This is a genomic window from Caulobacter soli (genome assembly GCF_011045195.1).
Classification (GTDB): domain Bacteria; phylum Pseudomonadota; class Alphaproteobacteria; order Caulobacterales; family Caulobacteraceae; genus Caulobacter; species Caulobacter soli.
This window is the reverse complement of the sequence record NZ_CP049199.1, coordinates 195001-212504: the sequence shown is the minus strand read 5'-3', so window position 1 is coordinate 212504 and position 17504 is coordinate 195001. Positions and strand designations below refer to the sequence as shown.

At 64.2% G+C, this 17504-nt stretch carries 14 protein-coding genes; 9 read left to right on the top strand and 5 right to left on the bottom strand.

Annotation, left to right across the window (positions count from 1 at the left end; all coding sequences use genetic code 11):
* Nucleotides 1–90: 90 nt before the first annotated feature.
* The 3 genes from G3M62_RS01025 to G3M62_RS01015 all read right to left on the bottom strand — a co-directional run bounded on the left by G3M62_RS01025 (nt 91) and on the right by G3M62_RS01015 (nt 2469).
* Nucleotides 91–288 (bottom strand): hypothetical protein, encoded by a 198-nt coding sequence (locus G3M62_RS01025; protein ID WP_165184043.1) that lies wholly within the window; start codon nt 286–288, stop codon nt 91–93.
* Entirely contained in the window at nt 285–1205 is a 921-nt protein-coding gene (locus G3M62_RS01020) for a WecB/TagA/CpsF family glycosyltransferase (protein WP_165184042.1), read from the bottom strand. Before G3M62_RS01020 ends, G3M62_RS01025 begins: the two co-directional genes overlap by 4 nt.
* Nucleotides 1206–1470: 265 nt before the next feature.
* Nucleotides 1471–2469, bottom strand: a complete 999-nt coding sequence (locus G3M62_RS01015; protein ID WP_165184041.1) for an NADPH:quinone oxidoreductase family protein — start codon at nt 2467–2469, stop codon at nt 1471–1473.
* A 69-nt stretch (nt 2470–2538) separates the two neighbouring features.
* On the opposite strand from G3M62_RS01015, the gene G3M62_RS01010 reads away from it, so the two are divergent.
* From G3M62_RS01010 to G3M62_RS00970, 9 genes are all read left to right on the top strand, one after another.
* A complete protein-coding gene (locus tag G3M62_RS01010) occupies nt 2539–3411 on the top strand; it encodes an isoaspartyl peptidase/L-asparaginase family protein (protein ID WP_165184040.1) in 873 nt (290 codons plus the stop codon).
* A gap of 51 nt (nt 3412–3462) precedes the next feature.
* On the top strand, nt 3463–5100 hold the full coding sequence (pgm, locus tag G3M62_RS01005; protein WP_165184039.1) for a phosphoglucomutase (alpha-D-glucose-1,6-bisphosphate-dependent): 1638 nt from the start codon (nt 3463–3465) through the stop codon (nt 5098–5100).
* Nucleotides 5101–6387: 1287 nt separating this feature from the next.
* Nucleotides 6388–6678 (top strand): DUF1330 domain-containing protein, encoded by a 291-nt coding sequence (locus G3M62_RS01000; protein ID WP_165184038.1) that lies wholly within the window; start codon nt 6388–6390, stop codon nt 6676–6678.
* 77 nt (nt 6679–6755) lie between these two features.
* The gene (locus tag G3M62_RS00995) at nt 6756–8411 is read left to right on the top strand and encodes a lysine--tRNA ligase (protein ID WP_165184037.1); all 1656 of its coding nucleotides are present in this window, start codon (nt 6756–6758) and stop codon (nt 8409–8411) included.
* A gap of 635 nt (nt 8412–9046) precedes the next feature.
* On the top strand, nt 9047–10123 hold the full coding sequence (gmd, locus tag G3M62_RS00990) for a GDP-mannose 4,6-dehydratase (protein ID WP_165184036.1): 1077 nt from the start codon (nt 9047–9049) through the stop codon (nt 10121–10123).
* Nucleotides 10113–11084, top strand: a complete 972-nt coding sequence (gene fcl, locus G3M62_RS00985; protein ID WP_165184035.1) for a GDP-L-fucose synthase — start codon at nt 10113–10115, stop codon at nt 11082–11084. Before gmd ends, fcl begins: the two co-directional genes overlap by 11 nt.
* A 256-nt stretch (nt 11085–11340) precedes the next feature.
* Complete coding sequence (locus G3M62_RS00980; RefSeq protein WP_246263604.1) at nt 11341–12207, top strand: glycosyltransferase family 2 protein; 867 nt, start codon at nt 11341–11343, stop codon at nt 12205–12207.
* A 242-nt stretch (nt 12208–12449) separates the two neighbouring features.
* A complete protein-coding gene (locus tag G3M62_RS00975) occupies nt 12450–13661 on the top strand; it encodes a glycosyltransferase (protein WP_165184033.1) in 1212 nt (403 codons plus the stop codon).
* On the top strand, nt 13658–14902 hold the full coding sequence (locus tag G3M62_RS00970) for a hypothetical protein (RefSeq protein WP_165184032.1): 1245 nt from the start codon (nt 13658–13660) through the stop codon (nt 14900–14902). The genes G3M62_RS00975 and G3M62_RS00970 overlap by 4 nt, the downstream gene beginning before the upstream one ends.
* A 134-nt stretch (nt 14903–15036) precedes the next feature.
* Here the strand turns inward: G3M62_RS00970 and G3M62_RS00965 are convergent, their stop codons facing one another.
* Both G3M62_RS00965 and G3M62_RS00960 read right to left on the bottom strand, forming a co-directional pair.
* On the bottom strand, nt 15037–16539 hold the full coding sequence (locus G3M62_RS00965) for a lipopolysaccharide biosynthesis protein (protein ID WP_281360079.1): 1503 nt from the start codon (nt 16537–16539) through the stop codon (nt 15037–15039).
* Nucleotides 16536–17453: a glycosyltransferase family 2 protein gene (locus G3M62_RS00960; RefSeq protein ID WP_281360078.1), complete on the bottom strand. Its 918-nt coding sequence runs from the start codon at nt 17451–17453 to the stop codon at nt 16536–16538. Before G3M62_RS00960 ends, G3M62_RS00965 begins: the two co-directional genes overlap by 4 nt.
* Between the last annotated feature and the right edge of the window lie 51 nt (nt 17454–17504).

Below are 17504 nucleotides of genomic sequence, written 5' to 3'. Positions count from 1 at the left end.
CGCGCGCGGCCTCTGGAAACGGGCCGCTGCGTCAGGCGCGACCATCCTGGCGCGGCGAGCCGCGCCTGGCTAGGACTAAGTGAACAGCGTTCAGGCTTGTTGGCGAGCCGGTCCCGGCTGCAGCCGGTTGGCCACCAGGCTGAACAGCAGCCAGACCGCGCAGGGCAGCAGAACGACGGCCCAGGCCAGAACCAGGCCGGCCAGGCCGAAGATCGCCGCGACACGTTGCGCGATGCCGGGCCGCTCGACCTTTCCGGTCGGCGGCGGCATGGAGATATTCAAGCTCATCGTCGTCCCCCCAGAACGTCAGAGCGCGCCAATTCAGCCGCCCGCACGTACTCCGCGCGGCTGGCCTCGGAAGCTTTGCCGGAAGCGGCCTGCCTCGCAAGCGCTTTCCCCAAATCGCGTATGGCCGGCCCCACCAGAGACCACGGCTCCACGCAGTAGCGGGTGAACAGGCGCTGCGGATCAACCATCAGGCGAAACAGCCATTCCATGCCCACCTGCCCCATCCAGCGGGGCGAGGGGATCTGGACGCCAGCCTCGTAGTCGAACGCGCCGCCGACCGTGAAGGTCACGCAAGGTCCGAGCTTGGGCTGGTTCTCCAGGACCCAGACCTCCTGGCGCGGCATGCCCATGCCCACCAGCACGATGTCGGGCTTGTAGGCGTTGATCGCGTCGATCACCGCCTGGTTCTCGTCCGAACCGGAGGCCACATCGAAATAGCCGTGATGAGTGCGGATCTGCGCGCCCGGCCAATCGGCCTGGATGCGGGCCGTCGCCGCCTCGCCGACGCCCGGGGCGCCGCCGACGAAGAAGACCTTCCAGTTCTCCTGGATCGCGCGTTCCCAGAAGGCGTCGCGCCAGTCCAGATAGGTGCAGCGATGGAACCGGCGGCTGGCCCGACCGACAATGCGGGCCCAGAAGATCAGCGGCACGGAATCCACCTCGATCAGGTCGGACTTGCGGAAGAACTCGGCGATCTTCTCGTCCTTGCGGATCAGGTAAAGGCTGTGGAGATTGTGGTTGGCGACGATGGCGCTTTCACGCGCGGCGATCTTGCCCGCCACGAAATGGAAGACTTCCTCGGGACGCACCAAGTCCATGGATCCGCCAAGAACCTGCACCCGCTCTTCGGGGCGGCGGCTCATACGGAAGTTTTGACGCACCTCTGGAGAGAAGGCGTCTCTCGCTGGAAGAAACATCTTGGCCCGACTCCGACAACTTGGAGCACAGGTTTACGGGGATAGGCTTAGCTGTTCCCCAATAAGAATGCTTAGCGAGACTTAACCTTGAATGTCCTTATTGAAGAATGATTCACCATTTAAACGCCTGACGACACACACGGACCAACCATATCGAAAACTTCCGTCTCGGATAACGTTGATCCGTATGTGTCGCAATGTCGCGGCCTCGAGTCTTTAACAGCGTGGCGGGCGCCGAACCGCTCACGCCTCCGGCCGCCAGGCTTTAGTCGTTGACCACCACCACCTTGCCCATGGCCTTGCGGCTGGCCAGGTGGGCGATGGCGTCGCCGGCCTTGGCCAGCGGGAAGCGCTCGGAGACGTAGGGTTTGATCTTGCCCGCCGCGTAGAGATCCATCAGCTCGCGCACGTTCTGGGCGTGGCCCTTGGGATCGCGAGCCACCGCCGCGCCCCAGAACACCCCGACGATGTCGCAGGACTTCAGCAGGGTCAGGTTCAGCGGGATCTTCGGAATGCCCGACGGGAAACCGATCACCAGGAAGCGACCGTTCCAGCCAGCGGCGCGGATGGTGGCTTCGGAATAGTCGCCGCCGACCGCGTCATAGGCCACGTCCCAGCCATTGGGGCCGCAGGCGTCTTTGATCAGGCTCGCCAAAGCTTTCTGGCCGTCCTTGTCGAACGGACCGCGCGGATAGACCACGCCGGCGTCGGCGCCGTGCTTGATGGCGAGATCCACCTTCTCCTGGCTGGAGCAGGCGGCGATCACCCGCGCCCCGGCCGCCTTGCCCAGCTCGACCGCCGCCAGGCCCACGCCGCCGGCCGCGCCCAGCACCAGCAGGGTCTCGCCGGCCTTCAGATGGCCGCGATCCTTGAGGGCGTAATAGGAAGTGCCATAGGTGAGGATGAAGGCGGCGGCCTCGTCGAAAGGCATGTTGTCGGGGATCGGCGTGCAGCGCGCGGCGTCCAGCGCCACCTGCTGGGCCATGCCGCCCCAGCCGGTCGAGGCCAACACTCGCTGGCCGACGCTGAAGGTCGTGACGCCCTCGCCTACCGCCGTGATCACGCCCGACACCTCGCCACCGGGGGCGAAGGGCCGCTCGGGCTTGAACTGATACTTGTCCTCGATGATCAGCACGTCGGGATAGTTGACGCCGCAGGCCCTGACCGCGAGCACCACCTGGCCCGGACCGGCAACGGGATCGGGCAGGTCTTCCAGCACCAGGGTCTCGGGTCCGCCGACCGTCTTGCTGAGCACCGCCTTCATCTCGCCTCTCCCGTCTTTTGTCGTTAAGAGGCCGGACGCTAGCGCAGGCCGCCCGGCCAAGGAAGCATAATGTCAAACAAACGTTTTACTCTCGCCCTACACGGCGGCGCCGGGGCCAAGCGCGGCCATGACTACGCCGTCGAGATCGCCCACATGCGCGGCCTGGTCGAGGCGGCCCGCGATCGACTGGCGGCGGGCGCCGGGGCCCTGGACGTCGCCGTCGAGACCGTCGTCGCCCTGGAAGCCAGCGGCCTCTACATCGCCGGCAAGGGCGCCTCGCCCAACGCCGACGGCGAATACGAGCTGGACGCCAGCCTGATGGACGGCGCCACCCTGCGGGCTGGATCGGTGGCCGCGCTGCAGGGTTTCGAGAGCCCGATCCTGGCCGCCCGGGCGGTGATGGAAAAGACCCCGCACGTGATGCTGGCCGGCGAAGGCGCCATGGCCTTCGCCCGCGCCCAGGGCCTGAAGGCCATCGACGATCCGGCGACCTGGTTCACCCAGGCCGGCGCCTTCGAGGACAATACCGCCGCCCTCCCCACGGGCACGGTCGGCTGCGTGGTCCGCGACGGCGAAGGGCGGCTGGCGGCGGCGACCTCGACGGCCGGCGTATTCGGCAAGCTGCCCGGCCGGGTGGGCGATTCGCCCATCATCGGAGCCGGCGCCTGGGCCGATGGCCATGCGGCGGTGTCGTGCACCGGCCAGGGCGAATATTTCATCCGCACCGCCGTCGCCTCGCAGATCGCCCACCGGGTGCGGTTCGGCGGCGAAAGCCTGGAGACCGCCGCCCAGGCCGCCATCCAGGGCGTGGCCGAACTGGGCGGCCACGGCGGCCTGGTCGCCGTCGACCGCGACGGCAATGTCGCCATGCCCTTCGCGTCCAGCGGCCTGAAGCGCGCCGCCCTGCTGCCGGATGGAACGATCGTCGCCGAAGCGTTCTAGGCAAGTCCACGAACATTGAACGGCGAACCAGCGATCGATAAGGGTGAACGCATGCACGAACACGCCGGCCGTCAGGCCCGACCCGAAGACCTCGTCGACCTGGACGCCCTGACCCGCGCCTATTTCGACGTTCACCCCGACCTTTCGAACGTCGCGCACCGCGTCGCCTTCGGCACCTCCGGGCACCGGGGCTCCAGCCTGGACGCGGCGTTCAACGAGGATCACATCCTGGCGGTCGTCCAGGCCATCGTGGACTATCGCGCGGCCCAGGGGATCAACGGCCCGGTCTTCGTCGGCCGCGACACCCACGGCCTGTCGGAGCCCGCCTGGCGCTCGACCCTGGAAGTGCTGGTCGCCAACGGCGTCGAGACCCTGATCGACTCGCGCGACGGCTTTACCCCGACCCCAGCGGTCTCGCACGCCATCCTGGCCTACAACCGCGCCCATCCGGGCCAGGCCGACGGCATCCTGCTGACCCCTTCGCACAACCCGCCGCGCGACGGCGGCATCAAGTACAATCCCCCGTCGGGCGGCCCGGCCGGCGGCGAGGCCACTTCGGTGATCGCCGCCCGCGCCAACCAGCTGCTCGAAGGCGGGTTGAAGGACGTCAGGCGCATCCCGTTCGAGCGCGCCCTGGCCGGCGCCCAGCGCTACGACTTCCTGGCCCACTATGTCGACGACCTGCCCAGCATCCTGGACCTGGACGTCATCCGCGCCGCCGGGGTGAAGATCGGGGCCGACCCACTGGGCGGGGCCAGCGTCGCCTATTGGGGCGAGATCGCCACGCGCCACCGCCTGGACCTGACCGTCGTCAACGACGCCGTCGACCCGCGCTGGGCCTTCATGCCGCTGGATAACGACGGCAAGATTCGCATGGACTGCTCGTCCTCGGCGGCCATGGCCAACCTGATCAACGCCATGAAGGGCGGGGCCGGCTACGACGTCGCCACCGGCAACGACGCCGACGCCGACCGGCACGGGATCGTCACCCCCGACGGCGGGCTGATGAACCCCAACCACTACCTGGCCGCCGCCATCGCCTATCTGTTCGCCAACCGGCCGGCCTGGGGCGCGAACGTCGCCGTGGGCAAGACCCTGGTGTCGTCCTCGATGATCGACCGCGTGGTCGCGGGCCTCGGCCGCCGCCTGCTGGAAGTGCCGGTCGGCTTCAAGCACTTCGTGCCGGGCCTGCTGGACGGATCGGTAGGTTTCGGCGGCGAGGAGTCGGCCGGGGCTTCGTTCCTGCGCCGCGACGGCACGGTGTGGACCACCGACAAGGACGGCCTGCTGTTGGCCCTGCTGGCCGCCGAGATCCAGGGCAAGACCGGCCAGAGCGCCAGCCAGCTCTATGCCGGCCTGACCGACCAGTACGGCGCGCCGTCCTACGCCCGCATCGACGCCCCGGCCAACCGGGCGGAGAAGGCGCGGCTGGGCGCGCTGAGCCCGAGCGACGTGTCGGCCAAGACCCTGGCCGGCGAGCCGATCACCGACATCCTCACCAACGCCCCCGGCAACGGCGAGGCGATCGGCGGGCTGAAGGTGACCACCCAGAACGCCTGGTTCGCCGCCCGGCCGTCGGGCACCGAGGACGTCTACAAGATCTATGCGGAGTCGTTCCTGGGTCCCGATCACCTGAAGTCCGTGCAAGCCGAGGCGCGCGAGGTCGTGGCGACGGCGTTGAAGGGGTAGGCGGCGAACACTTGCCCCCTACGGACCGCTTCGCGGTCGTCTTCCCCCAAAGGGGGGGAAGAGGGATGTCCTCCGCCCCCTATGGGGGCGGACAGACGGCGAAGCCGTCAGGTGGGGGCAAGGGAGTGTGATCCCACGCCAATCTGGCTGTGAGTTGATGGAAAGGGTCGCGGAGCGCCGGACGACGTCCGGAGGAGATTGAAGAACTAACCGTTTCGACGAAGCCCGTTCGCTCCGCGCGGTCGTTATCCGGAAGCCCGCGACGCTGAGCTCTATTAGAGCCTCGCCGCCTTGAAGCCTCCGACGGGCGGGCTGGATCAACGAACCCCAGTCCCGGACCGCGAGCCTGTCATCGCTCGCCTGCCGCCAATTCAGCCCTCACGTCACGTCGTATCTGTGTTCCAGGCCCGACCGGCACCAGAGACGCAAGGTTTGGTCCCGCCTTACTCACGCGGACAGAACCGCCGACAGAGCTTCCCGCTCGATCGCCCCCCGCCGCCGCATCGGTCGCTGGCCATGCGCCCTTTCCCTGCGTCGAGGTGAGATCAGGATACGGCGGGTTTGGAAGGGTGGGGACAAGATTGGGTCGAGAAAGTTCAGGGCGTTGAAATCGTTTAACTTCAATCACTATGCGCCGAGGATAGACGCCCTTCTTGAACCCTCTCCCAGAGGGAGAGGGCGGGGCCCAAGCGAAGCTTGGGAGGGTGAGGGGTTAAAACGTCAACCGGCGTGCCGGCAGGGCGCTCGGTGTGAAACCGGACAGGGTGAAACCTCTCACCCTCCCACCGCTACGCGGCGGGCCCCTCCCTCTCTCTAAGAGAGAGGGGTCAAGAAAAGCACCCTTTCCGCAAACACCCCTGACGTCATCCGCCAGCGGCGAGGCCGCGCCTTGAAACCTTGGAGGCGAGCCTGCTCTGGCGTCTGGCCGTGTCAAGGACCGCCTCTGGCGGCCGCGTCGCGGCGACCCTGCGGGTCGTCCTTGACACGGCCAGACGCCAGAGCTCCGATCCACCAAGGCTTTAAGGCGTGGCCCCATCCGGGGCCGATGGGCAACGGGAGCCGCGCTAGGAGAATGGGAAACGTAGTGGAGTTGCCGAGACGGACGACGATTTTGCCCGCCTCACCACGGCCGATCTGGAACGTGCCCTTCAAAACGCCAAGCTCAGAGCCCCCCAACTCGGCCCCCTCCCGCGCAAGGGAATCGAGAAGCGAATTCACCGGCTCGAGAAAGCTATCGCCGCTCGCGCCATTGACTAACCCGCGCCACACCTAGCGCCCGGAGAACCGATGACCGCCTACCTCGTGCTCGACTTCTCCGTCCGCGACCTTCGCGGCTTCATGCCGTACGTCTCCGCGATCCCGGCCTTCATCGAAAAGCACGGTGGAAAGTACATCGTCCAAGGCGCGAAGCCGACCGTGATGGAAGGCGACTGGGCGCCCGAGCGGATGGTGATCCTGGAATTTCCCTCGCCCCAGCACGCCAAGGCGTTTCTGGACGACCCGGACGCCCAGGCGCTGTTCTCCCTCCGCCACGCGACCACCGACAGCAAGCTGATCCTCGTCGACGGCTGCGCGTGAAGGCTGCCCTGGACCAAAAGCCGGCCCCCTCACCCAAAACCTAGCCACCACCGCCCACACCGCCTATACCCCGGCGCATGTTTGAAGGCCTCTCCCCCCTCGCCCGCGACGCTCGTTCCTGGCCGTTCGAGCAGGCGCGCGCCCTGCTCGCCCGCATCCTGCGCCTGCGTCTGTCCGACGCCGAACGCGACCTCGCCTCGACCCTGATCAACAGCGGCAAGGCCGACGAGGCCGTGAAGACCTTTCCGGCGCTGGCCAAACCGGTGATCCTGGAGACGGGTTACGGCCCGTCGGGCCTGCCGCACCTGGGCACCTTCGGCGAGGTGGCGCGCACGACCATGGTGCGCAACGCCTTCCGCGCCCTGGTCGACGACGCCATCCCCACGCGCCTGATCGCCTTCAGCGACGACATGGACGGCCTGCGCAAGGTTCCCGACAACATCGAGAACAAGCAGCCGCTGATCGAGGACCTGGGCAAGCCGCTGACCGTGGTCCGCGACCCGTTCGGCACGCATGACAGCTTCGGCGCCCACAACAACGCCCGCCTGCGCGCGTTCCTGGACGGCTTCGGCTTCGAGTACGAGTTCGTCTCGTCGACGCAATGCTACAAGGGCGGGCTGTTCGACGAGACCCTGCTGACGGCCCTGGCCCGCTTCGACGCCATCCAGAAGGTCATGCTGCCGACCCTGGGCGAGGAGCGCCGCGCTTCGTATTCGCCGTTCCTGCCGATCAGCCCTTTGAGCGGCAAGGTGCTGCAGGTCCCGACCCTCGAACGCAACGTCGAGAAAGGCACGATCGTCTTCCAGGACGAGGATGGCTCCAAGGTCGAGGTCCCGGTCACCGGCGGCCATGTGAAGATGCAGTGGAAGCCCGACTGGGCCATGCGCTGGACGGCCCTGGGCGTCGACTACGAGATGAGCGGCAAGGACCTGATCGACTCGGTCAAGGCCAGCGCCCAGATCTGCAAGGCGCTGGGCGGCGTGCCGCCCGAGGGCTTCAACTACGAGCTCTTCCTGGACGAGAACTCGCAGAAGATCTCCAAGTCCAAGGGCAACGGCCTGTCGATGGAGGACTGGCTGCGTTACGGCGCGCCCGAAAGCCTGTCCTACTACATGTTCCAGAGCCCCAAGTCGGCCAAGAAGCTGTATTTCGACGTCATCCCCAAGGCGACGGACGAGTACCTGCAGCAGCTGGACGCCTATCCCAGGCAGGAAGCGGCCAAGCAGCTGGACAACCCGGTGTGGCACGTCCATTCGGGCCGCCCGCCGCAGTACGGCTCGCCGGTGTCGTTCAGCCTGATGCTGAATCTGGTCTCGGCCGCCAACGCCTCGGACAAGGAAATCCTCTGGGGCTTCCTGTCGCGCTACATCCCGGGCGCGACGCCCGAGAGCCAGCCGCTGCTGGACCGCCTGGCCGGCTACGCGATCAACTACTACGACGACTTCGTGAAGCCCACGAAGGCGTTCCGCGCGCCCGACGACAAGGAACGCGCGGCGATCGTCGACCTGCTGGGCCGCCTGAAGGCCCTGCCCAGCGACTGCCAGGACGCCGAGCTGATCCAGAACGAGGTGTTCGCGGTCGGCAAGGACCATGAGTTTGAACCGCTGCGCGCCTGGTTCCAGGCGCTGTACGAAGTTCTGCTCGGCCAGAGCCAAGGCCCCCGCTTCGGCTCCTTCGCGGCGATCTTCGGACTGGACAGGACAACGGCCCTGATCGAGGAAAAGTTGGGCTAGACGGCTCGCGCTCTCAGACCTGCTCCAGCACCCCAAAGAAGAATTCTTGGGCAGGTCCGCGCCTGGAGCGCCCGACGCCTAAGTCTCGTGGGCCGCTTCGGCGGCGCCTTCTCGGCTAGCCTCGTGAAATTCGATGGGCGCCAAGCCCCGCTTCGCGCGAAAGCGTCTCGGGACACTTCTGCGAAGGCTGCAAAGTCATTACAGAATAAAGACGCTGCACAGAAATCATGCACGGCTCTTGTGGGGCGCGATTTTCCAGCCTCAGGCTTCCCCAGCGTTATCCGAGCCGGGGACGCGCCCGCGAAAATCGCCGCGCCAACACGACCTTGAGCGGGACCGCGCGCCCGATAGTCATGAAAATGCAATAGATACAGCCGCTTGATTGAAGCTTGGACGCACATCCACGGACGCCAAGCCTTCCATAATATGGCGCGCGAATCTTTTCGCGGGCGCCTTTCATCCAGGCGATCGCATCGCGCCGCCCCCGGAAAACAAGCGAAAACGGCGCGCCCGTCGCCCTAGACGAGCAATGCATGTGTGCGCCGCAACATTCGCTCGCCTTCAATGAACCACTCGGCTATTGAGCAGGCTTGTGTGTGGGACCGCCCGGTCCATTGGACAGTACGGGGGATTTTATGAGTGTAGCCAGCAACGGCAAGGTGGCGCTTATTACCGGCGTGACGGGCCAGGACGGGGCCTATCTTTCGGAACTTTTGCTTTCGAAGGGTTATACGGTGCACGGCGTGAAGCGCCGCTCGTCGTCGTTCAATACCGGCCGGATCGAGAATCTTTACCAAGATCCGCACGAGAAGGATCAACGGTTCATCCTTCATTACGGCGATCTGACCGACAGCACGAACCTGATCCGGATCGTGCAGCAGACCCAGCCGGACGAGATCTACAACCTGGCGGCCCAGAGCCACGTGGCGGTCAGCTTCGAGACTCCGGAATACACCAGCAACGCCGACGGCACCGGCACGCTGCGCCTGCTGGAAGCCATCCGCATCCTGGGCCTGGAAAAGAAGACCAAGTTCTACCAGGCCTCGACCTCGGAACTGTACGGCCTGGTGCAGGAAGTGCCCCAGAGCGAGAAGACCCCGTTCTATCCGCGCAGCCCCTATGCGGCCGCCAAGCTCTACAGCTACTGGATCGTGGTCAACTATCGCGAAGCCTATGGCATCCACGCCAGCAACGGCATCCTGTTCAACCACGAGAGCCCGCTGCGCGGCGAGACCTTCGTCACCCGCAAGATCACCCGCGCCGTCGCGGCCATCAAGCAAGGCTTCCAGGACAAGCTCTATCTGGGCAACCTCGACGCCAAGCGCGACTGGGGCCATGCCCGCGAATATGTCCGCGGCATGTGGCTGATGCTGCAGCAGGAAGAGGCCGACGACTACGTTCTGGCCACCGGCGAGACGACGATCGTGCGCGACTTCGTCACCAAGGCCTTCTCGGAGACCGGCGTGACCCTCACCTGGTCGGGCAAGGGCGTCGAGGAAAAGGGAACCTGCGCGGAAACCGGCAAGGTTCTGGTCGAGGTCGATCCCCGCTACTTCCGCCCCACCGAGGTGGAGCTGCTGATCGGCGACCCCACCAAGGCCAAGGAAAAGCTGGGCTGGGTCCACGACACCAAGTGGGAACAGCTGTGCGCCGAGATGGTGGCGGCCGACATGATCGCCGTCGCCAGGGAGCAACGCCGCAATGCCGAATGACGTGATCTTTCCCCTCGAGGGCAAGCGCGTCTGGGTGGCCGGCCACCGGGGGATGGTCGGTTCGGCCATCGTCCGCCGGCTGGCCTCCGAAGGCTGCGAGGTGATCACCGCCGGGCGTGATGTCGTCGACCTCAAGCGCCAGGACCAGGTCCAGGCCTGGATGGCCAAGGAAAAGCCCGACGCCATCTTCCTGGCGGCGGCCAAGGTCGGCGGCATCCTGGCCAACGACACCTTTCCGGCCGACTTCCTCTACGACAACCTGATGATCGAGGCCAACATCATCGAGGCCGCCCATACCCAGGGCGTGTCCAAGCTGGTGTTCCTCGGCTCGTCCTGCATCTATCCCAAGTTCGCCGAGCAGCCGATCCGCGAGGACAGCCTGCTGACCGGGGCGCTGGAACCGACCAACGAGTGGTACGCGATCGCCAAGATCGCCGGCATCAAGCTGGCCCAGGCCTATCGCAAGCAGCACGGCGCCGACTTCATCAGCGCCATGCCGACCAATCTCTACGGCCAGGGCGACAACTTCGACCTCAATTCCAGCCACGTGATGCCCGCCCTGATCCGCAAGGCCCATGAAGCCAAGCTGGCCGGCGCCGACAGCATCACGATCTGGGGTACGGGCACGCCGCGCCGCGAGTTCCTCAACGCCGACGACTGCGCCGACGCCTGCGTGTTTCTGATGAAGACCTATTCGGACTTCGAGCACGTCAATGTCGGCTCGGGCGAAGACGTGACGATCCTCGAACTGGCCCAGCTGGTCTGCGAGGTCGTCGGCTTCAACGGCGAGATCGTCACCGACACCTCCAAGCCCGACGGCACGCCGCGCAAGCTGATGAGCGCCGAAAAGCTGCGGGGCATGGGCTGGCGGCCTTCCATCGAACTTCGCGACGGCGTGGCGGAAGCCTACGGCTGGTTCCTGAAGCACCACGAAGCCGGCCAGACCGTAGCCGCCGGCTAAGGGACCTCGCGGGCTCGCCATAGCGCGCGGTCCTGGGCTCTCGGAGCCCAGGACCGCGGGGTTGTTTTGAGGTTGGGATTGATGTCGGCAGGCCCTGGCAAAGTCTACTATTTCGCCCCTATCTCGACCGACAAGATCAACGCGATGTTCGGGGCGAACATCATGGCGGGCGCGGCCTAGCCGCTTATACCGCAGAGTTATTTTGGACGTGAATATCAGCGCGCGATAAGCCCGCTCTCAATCAACGGTGATCGCCATGGCTCCTTTGAAAATTGCGGTCATCCTGACCTGCTTCAATCGGAAAGCGCACACCTTGAGTGCGATGAGGGGCATCCGCGAAAGCGCTCACGGCTTCGACGTCAAGGTGACCCTTGTCGATGACGGCAGCCGAGATGGCACCCGCGAAGCCGTCCAGGACCAGTATCCAGAAGTGAATGTTGTCGTCGGCAGCGGCGATCTGTACTGGAACGGCGGCATGAGGCGTGCCTGGCAGGAAGCCTTGGATCCAAGTGTCGATTTCTACCTTTGGCTAAACGACGATCTGGAGCTGGCTCCGAATTTTATTCGCACCGCAGTAGACGAATACACGCATGCGACGGAGCAATACGGCCAAAATGTTATTATCGTCGGAAAAGTCGTTCACCCGAAAACTGGCGAGGTAACCTATGGCGGCTACCGAAAGCGGGGAGGGTTGTCTCAACTCTCCTTTGAACTACTCGGAAATTCGAAGGATGTCGCCGACACCGTCAACGGCAACTGCGTTCTCATTCCATCATCCGCCGTTACTCATATCGGCATAAATTCAGACAAGTATCGACATGCATTTGGCGATATAGATTATGGCCTAAGAGCCCGCCGAGCCGGTTACAACATAATTCAAACAAAAGATCCCGTTGGATATCAAGAGTTCAATCTATCATATATGGACTCTATCAGCGTCCTTACAATGAAAAATTGGCGCTACATACTGATCAGCCCAAAGGGAGTTCCCTTCCGGGAATGGTTCGAATTTTGCAAAGATCATGGCGGCCCGATATGGCCCGTGAACTTTGCTTTCCGCTATATCAAGATGATAGCTTCGGGACTTCAGCGGGCAAAGGAACCCCTTCAGGGTCGGAACTAGAATGCGCTCAGCAGCTGTAGCGTCGACACTTGTACGGTTCGATCGCTTGGATGCCGTTGCATCCGGCGCCCCAACCCGAACCCGCCCCTTGGACGCGCTCATAAGCGCCGCGAACGGCGAGCGACATTCAACCCTGTTCGCACCAACACAATATTGATGCCTGGCGCCTATCTTGCCTCGACTCTGATCGTGGGCTCGCCAAGGCGGGGCGCGAGAAGCCTGACGGAAGCCCAAGTCCGAACATGAAAATCCTGCACATCACCGCGTCGGTCGACGAACGCAACGGCGGCGTTGCGGATGCGGTGCTGCGCCTGGCCGAGACCTGCGTACGCGACGGACTGACCAGCGGCGACGAAATCGTCTGCCTGGACCTGCCCGAAACCCTTTCGCGCTCGGAGCCGCCGATCACGGTTCACGCCCTCGGCGATGACCGGCCAGGCCGCGGCCCGGTCGATCGCTTCCTGAACCACTACCGCTATAGCCCCAAGTTCAAGCCCTGGCTGGAAGCCAATCTCGACCGCTTCGACCTGGCGATCGTCCATGGGCTCTGGAACTACGCGCCCTTCGCCGCGTCCCAGGTTCTGCCGCGCCGCGACGTTCCCTACTACGTGTTTCCCCACGGGATGATGGATCCCTGGTTCCGGAAGGCCTACCCGCGTAAGCATCTGCTGAAGCAGGGCTTCTGGACCATCGGCGAAGGCCGGTTGCTGGCCGGCGCCAGGGCGACGCTGTTCACCTGCGAGGAAGAAAAACGCCAGGCGCGCGGCGCCTTCTGGGGCCACGCCTATAGATCGGATATCGCGCCGCTCGGCGCGGTCGCCCCGCCTCCACGCACCCCCGCGCTCGTCGACGCTTTCCATCGGCACGTTCCCGCCGTGGCCGGCCGTCGGTTCATCCTGTTCCTGGGCCGCATCCATCCCAAGAAGGGCTGCGACCTGCTCGTGCAAGCCTACGCCGCCACGGCCGCCAAGGACCCGACGCTCGATCTCGTTGTTGTGGGTCCTGACCAGGAAGGTTGGCAGGCTCAGTTGCAGAAGATGGCCGCCGACCTGGGCGTCGCCGACCGGATCCATTGGCCGGGCCCGCTGTTCGACGACGCCAAATGGGGCGCCTATTACGCCGCCGAGGCCTTCGCCCTGCCGTCCCACCAGGAGAACTTCGGGATCGTCGTCGCCGAGGCGATGGCCTGCGGCTTGCCCGTGCTGATCACCGACAAGGTCAACATCTGGGAGACCGTCGACCAAGCCGGCGCGGGCCTGGTGTGCAGCGACGACCTTCCCGGCGTCACCGACCAACTGTCGGCGTGGATGCGATCCTCGCCCGAAGACCGACTCAGGATGTCCGAAGCGGCGCGAACCCTCTATGTCGAGCGCTACGGCCTCACGATGGCGACGAAGAATATCATCGCGCTGGTCGGCAAGGATCACGCGCCGAAGGCGGACTCGACCCCATGATTCTCCTGCTCGCCCTCGCCCTCTCGCCCCTGGTCCAAACCGGACTGTCCTACTGGGTGTCTTGCGGCACGCTGCTCTCGTTGATGACCATCTATGCCGCGCGCCGGAACATCGCCGTCGCTTTGAGGCGCCCCATGGCGGCCTTCGTGCTGCTGATTTTCGTGGCCATGTACTTCAGCGTACTGACGTCGGCGACCAATGATCCGGTGCATGACCTGCTGTTGGTGACCCGCCAGGGTGTGATTTTTGCCCTGCTGTGCCTGATCATGCTGGGATCTGACCTAGGCATCAAAGCCCCCAGCCGAGGCATAATAACCACGATAGCCATTATAACCGGCGGCATGCTCGTGCTCACGGCCATCCAGAGCGTCGTACTTCAAAAAGTGTATATCGGGATTCCAAAGTCATTCTTTATTCAGAATGAAAACACCCTCCCGACACTACTGGATATGATATATGCCAGAATTCGCCCAATGGGAACTTTTGGAGAACCTTCGTATCTGGGCTTCTACTCCACCTCACTTATCTTCGTCTTGCTTGGAAATTCGGAAAGCGGGAAGTTTAGGAAAATATCGAATATTCTTATATTCGGAAATATTGCAATTGGCCTCCTCTCTCAGAGTATGGCTTTCGTAGTTGCCATCACAATAACCTTGCTCGTTCACCTCTCGAACTCCAAAAGCTTTAAACGATGGATGTCGACGCGAACGCATATCCCGGTCGCAATTGGAATCACGGCCATACTGGCGCTGATCACCTTGGCTTCGCTCGGGAAATTCGAGGGCGTAAGGCTATTCGACCGTGTCGGAACGATCATGAGCGGAAACGACTTCTCCGCTAACGTTCGTATTTTCTACCCGCTCCAGGTACTCCTGGAGTACATTTTCGCCTACCCATTTGGATCTGCAAATTCAGAATTGCTTTATAATGTATCGGATATTTCTATGAAATTCATAGGATTTCCGATCAAATCCATCGACAACGCACTTATAACAGCTTCTTTTCTCTACGGATTCGTAGGGTTACTAGTCATAGTCACACTCGGAATCTCCGCACGCACCGTTTCGATGCTTGCCTACCTTTTCGTGTGTGCGAATTTCAACGGCGCTCTTCTATCAGTCGATAAATTGGCGATCGTGAGCCTTGCCGTGTTGCTGCACTCCCACTTCACGCACCTCGCCCGCAATGGTGGAGGCGAGGAAGATCGCATCACGCTTCCGCCTCGGAGCGCTATCACTTAGCGCCCCGAGACTCTGCTCAGGGTGTGAAGCCAGGCCCCGCCCCTAAGATCTACCCAACGGCGCGTACTGACCCGCCATCAAGCAAGTTTCATGGACGAGATGTCCCGAAGGAAGAGGCGCGACGCTGATCGCAACTAGGCCTTGATGGATTTCCTCATCAGTCCCTGGCCGGCGTGAAGCGCCGAATTCCAGAACTTCCGCCCATCCGGGAACAGCATGATGGCGACCCCGTAGGCTAGGTAGGCCAACACCAAATCCACGCCCAACGAGATCAAACTCGATCCCATCAGGCTGCGCCGGACCAGAATGATCGCGGCCGCTGCGACACAGCCGGCGGGATACGGCGCGAAACCTTTAAGGAAGTGGAGAATGGTCACCGGCCCCCGGCGCCCCATCAGCCAGATCAGGACCGGCAAGCGGATCACGTTCTCACGAATAGCGTAGACCACCGCGAAGCCCATCGCCCCCCACGGCACGGCCGCGGCGAAACCGCCGATCGACACGATGGCGTTGAAGAGACCCCACCTCCAAAAGGCGCCCGTACGACCCTGGCTGACCAAGATCCAGCCTGCCGTGTAGGTCAGGGGTTGCCACAGGGCCGCCGCGCCGATCCAGACGAAGATGTCCGCCGCGCCACGCCATTCGGCGCCGAGCAGGATCGGAATGATCTCGCGGCCGTCGCAGATCAGCCAGACCATCCCCGGCTGGGTGGCGAACAGGATCGCCGCGACGCCGTTCAGATAGAACGCGCGATACTCTTCCGGCTTGTCCGCCAGGCGGCTCAGCACCGGCAGGAAGATGCGTCCCAGCGGGATGTTGATCTGCTGGATCGGGAACAGGATCAGGCGGTTGGCCCGGTCATAGGCGCCCAGGGCGGCCGCCGACGCGTAGCGGCCCAGCAGGACCAGGTCGGCGTTGCGGGTGAAGTAGTTGAGCAGGTTGAAGGCGAAGACGCCGGATCCGAACCGCGCCAGATTGAGGAACTTGGGGTCGCGCGTCGGCAGGCCGGGACTCCACGACGCCTTGATCCAGGCGCCGACGACATTGGTCAAAGCTGTCACCAGGGGCATGGCGAACAGCGCCCAGTAGCCCGGATGGATCAGGGCCACCGCCAGCGAGGCGGCGGCGCCCAGCACATAGGACGCCAGATCGATCCCCGCCAGGAAGCCGAAGTGCAGCCTGCGCGTCAGTAGGGCCAGCGGCTGAGCCGAAAGGCAGTTGAGCATGGTGACGCCGCAGAACCCCCACACCAGCTGGGCGACGACCGGCGTCTTGTAGAAGAGGGCGATAAAGGGCGCGGCCAGGGCGAGGAGCAGGACGATCGCCCCGCAGACCGCCAGGTTGAACCAGAAGATGTTGTTCAGGTCGGTCTTGGTCAGCTCGCGCTGAATGATCGCCTGGGTCGTGCCGGAGTCCTGGAACAGCAGCGAAAAGACGTAGATCGGCAACGCCATGGCGTAGATGCCGAACTCGTGTGGCGAGACCAGCCGCGCCAGGGCGACGACCGATCCGATCTGCACGAGCATCTTGCAGCCCTGGAACACCATGGTGACCGCTGTGCCCTTGACACTGCGGCCCTGAAGGCTCGGTTCGGCGACGGGCGGGGGGCTCGGCGCCGAGGATTCCACGCTTGTCATGGGTTACGACGCACCGAAGCCAGAGCCAGATTGCCCGCCACCTTGGCGGCGATCCAATAGGGCCGCCATTCCAGCGGCGAGAAGATCTTGTCGGACAGCGCGCGCCGGAAGGTGTCCAGGCAGGTCCATTCGCCGCGCTGAGCGGAGAAGACGATGACTCGCTCCAACATCTGCCGACGCTCTTTCCCGAAGAAGGCGACGAGGTCCGGCGACGAGCCATGCTTGGCCAGCACCAGGCCCGCGGCCCTGGACCGCCCCTCGATGTTCATCGAAACGCGCCCGCCTTCGTGCTGCACGAAATAGGTCAAGGGCTGCGGCAGGCTGGCGAACTTGGACCCGGCCAGCGCCAGCCGGTACCACAGCTCCCAGTCCTGGTACGATGGCAGCGTTTCATCGAAGCCGCCCACGGCCTCGAGCGCCGCGCGTCGAATCGAGACGCAGCTGGTGGTCGGTGGGCACAGGCCATCGAGGGTCAGCCCGCGGACCATGTCCGCGGCGACGGGCGTGGCATTGTAGGGCCGCGCATCCCGCGCGCCCGGAAACACGTACCAGACACCCGAATAGACGACATCCGACTGACCGCTGTCGTGCGCGGCGACATGGTCTCCGACCTTATCGGCCGCCCAATAGTCGTCATCATCCAGGAACAGCACGACGTCACCAGTCGCCGACCGCCATCCCAGGTTCCGCGCCCCGCCGCCCAACAGGCAACGATCGCTGGCGACGACCTCCGCGCGTCCCGCGAAGTCGATGCCGTCCAGCAGCGCGCGCACCGCCTCCCGCTCATCGGGATCGGCCGCCACGACGATCAGTTCTTCAGGAGGCCGAGCCTGCGAAGCGACGCTCGCCACCGCCTCCCGCAACCGATCAAGTCGCCTGAAGGTCGGTATTACAACGGAAGCACGAATAGCCAATTCTCCTGAAGATCGGGCGCACTGTATCTATATGAATTGTCGGCGACGAAA

Coding starts and splice junctions, on each gene's coding strand:
- gmd (WP_165184036.1), top strand. CDS start 9,047: ATGAGTGTAGCCAGCAACGGCAAGGTGGCGCTTATTACCGGCGTGACG.
- G3M62_RS01000 (WP_165184038.1), top strand. CDS start 6,388: ATGACCGCCTACCTCGTGCTCGACTTCTCCGTCCGCGACCTTCGCGGC.
- G3M62_RS01010 (WP_165184040.1), top strand. CDS start 2,539: ATGTCAAACAAACGTTTTACTCTCGCCCTACACGGCGGCGCCGGGGCC.
- G3M62_RS01020 (WP_165184042.1), bottom strand. CDS start 1,205: ATGTTTCTTCCAGCGAGAGACGCCTTCTCTCCAGAGGTGCGTCAAAAC.
- G3M62_RS00980 (WP_246263604.1), top strand. CDS start 11,341: ATGGCTCCTTTGAAAATTGCGGTCATCCTGACCTGCTTCAATCGGAAA.
- G3M62_RS00970 (WP_165184032.1), top strand. CDS start 13,658: ATGATTCTCCTGCTCGCCCTCGCCCTCTCGCCCCTGGTCCAAACCGGA.
- G3M62_RS01015 (WP_165184041.1), bottom strand. CDS start 2,469: ATGAAGGCGGTGCTCAGCAAGACGGTCGGCGGACCCGAGACCCTGGTG.
- fcl (WP_165184035.1), top strand. CDS start 10,113: ATGCCGAATGACGTGATCTTTCCCCTCGAGGGCAAGCGCGTCTGGGTG.
- G3M62_RS00965 (WP_281360079.1), bottom strand. CDS start 16,539: ATGACAAGCGTGGAATCCTCGGCGCCGAGCCCCCCGCCCGTCGCCGAA.
- G3M62_RS00995 (WP_165184037.1), top strand. CDS start 6,756: ATGTTTGAAGGCCTCTCCCCCCTCGCCCGCGACGCTCGTTCCTGGCCG.
- G3M62_RS01025 (WP_165184043.1), bottom strand. CDS start 288: ATGAGCTTGAATATCTCCATGCCGCCGCCGACCGGAAAGGTCGAGCGG.
- G3M62_RS00975 (WP_165184033.1), top strand. CDS start 12,450: ATGAAAATCCTGCACATCACCGCGTCGGTCGACGAACGCAACGGCGGC.
- pgm (WP_165184039.1), top strand. CDS start 3,463: ATGCACGAACACGCCGGCCGTCAGGCCCGACCCGAAGACCTCGTCGAC.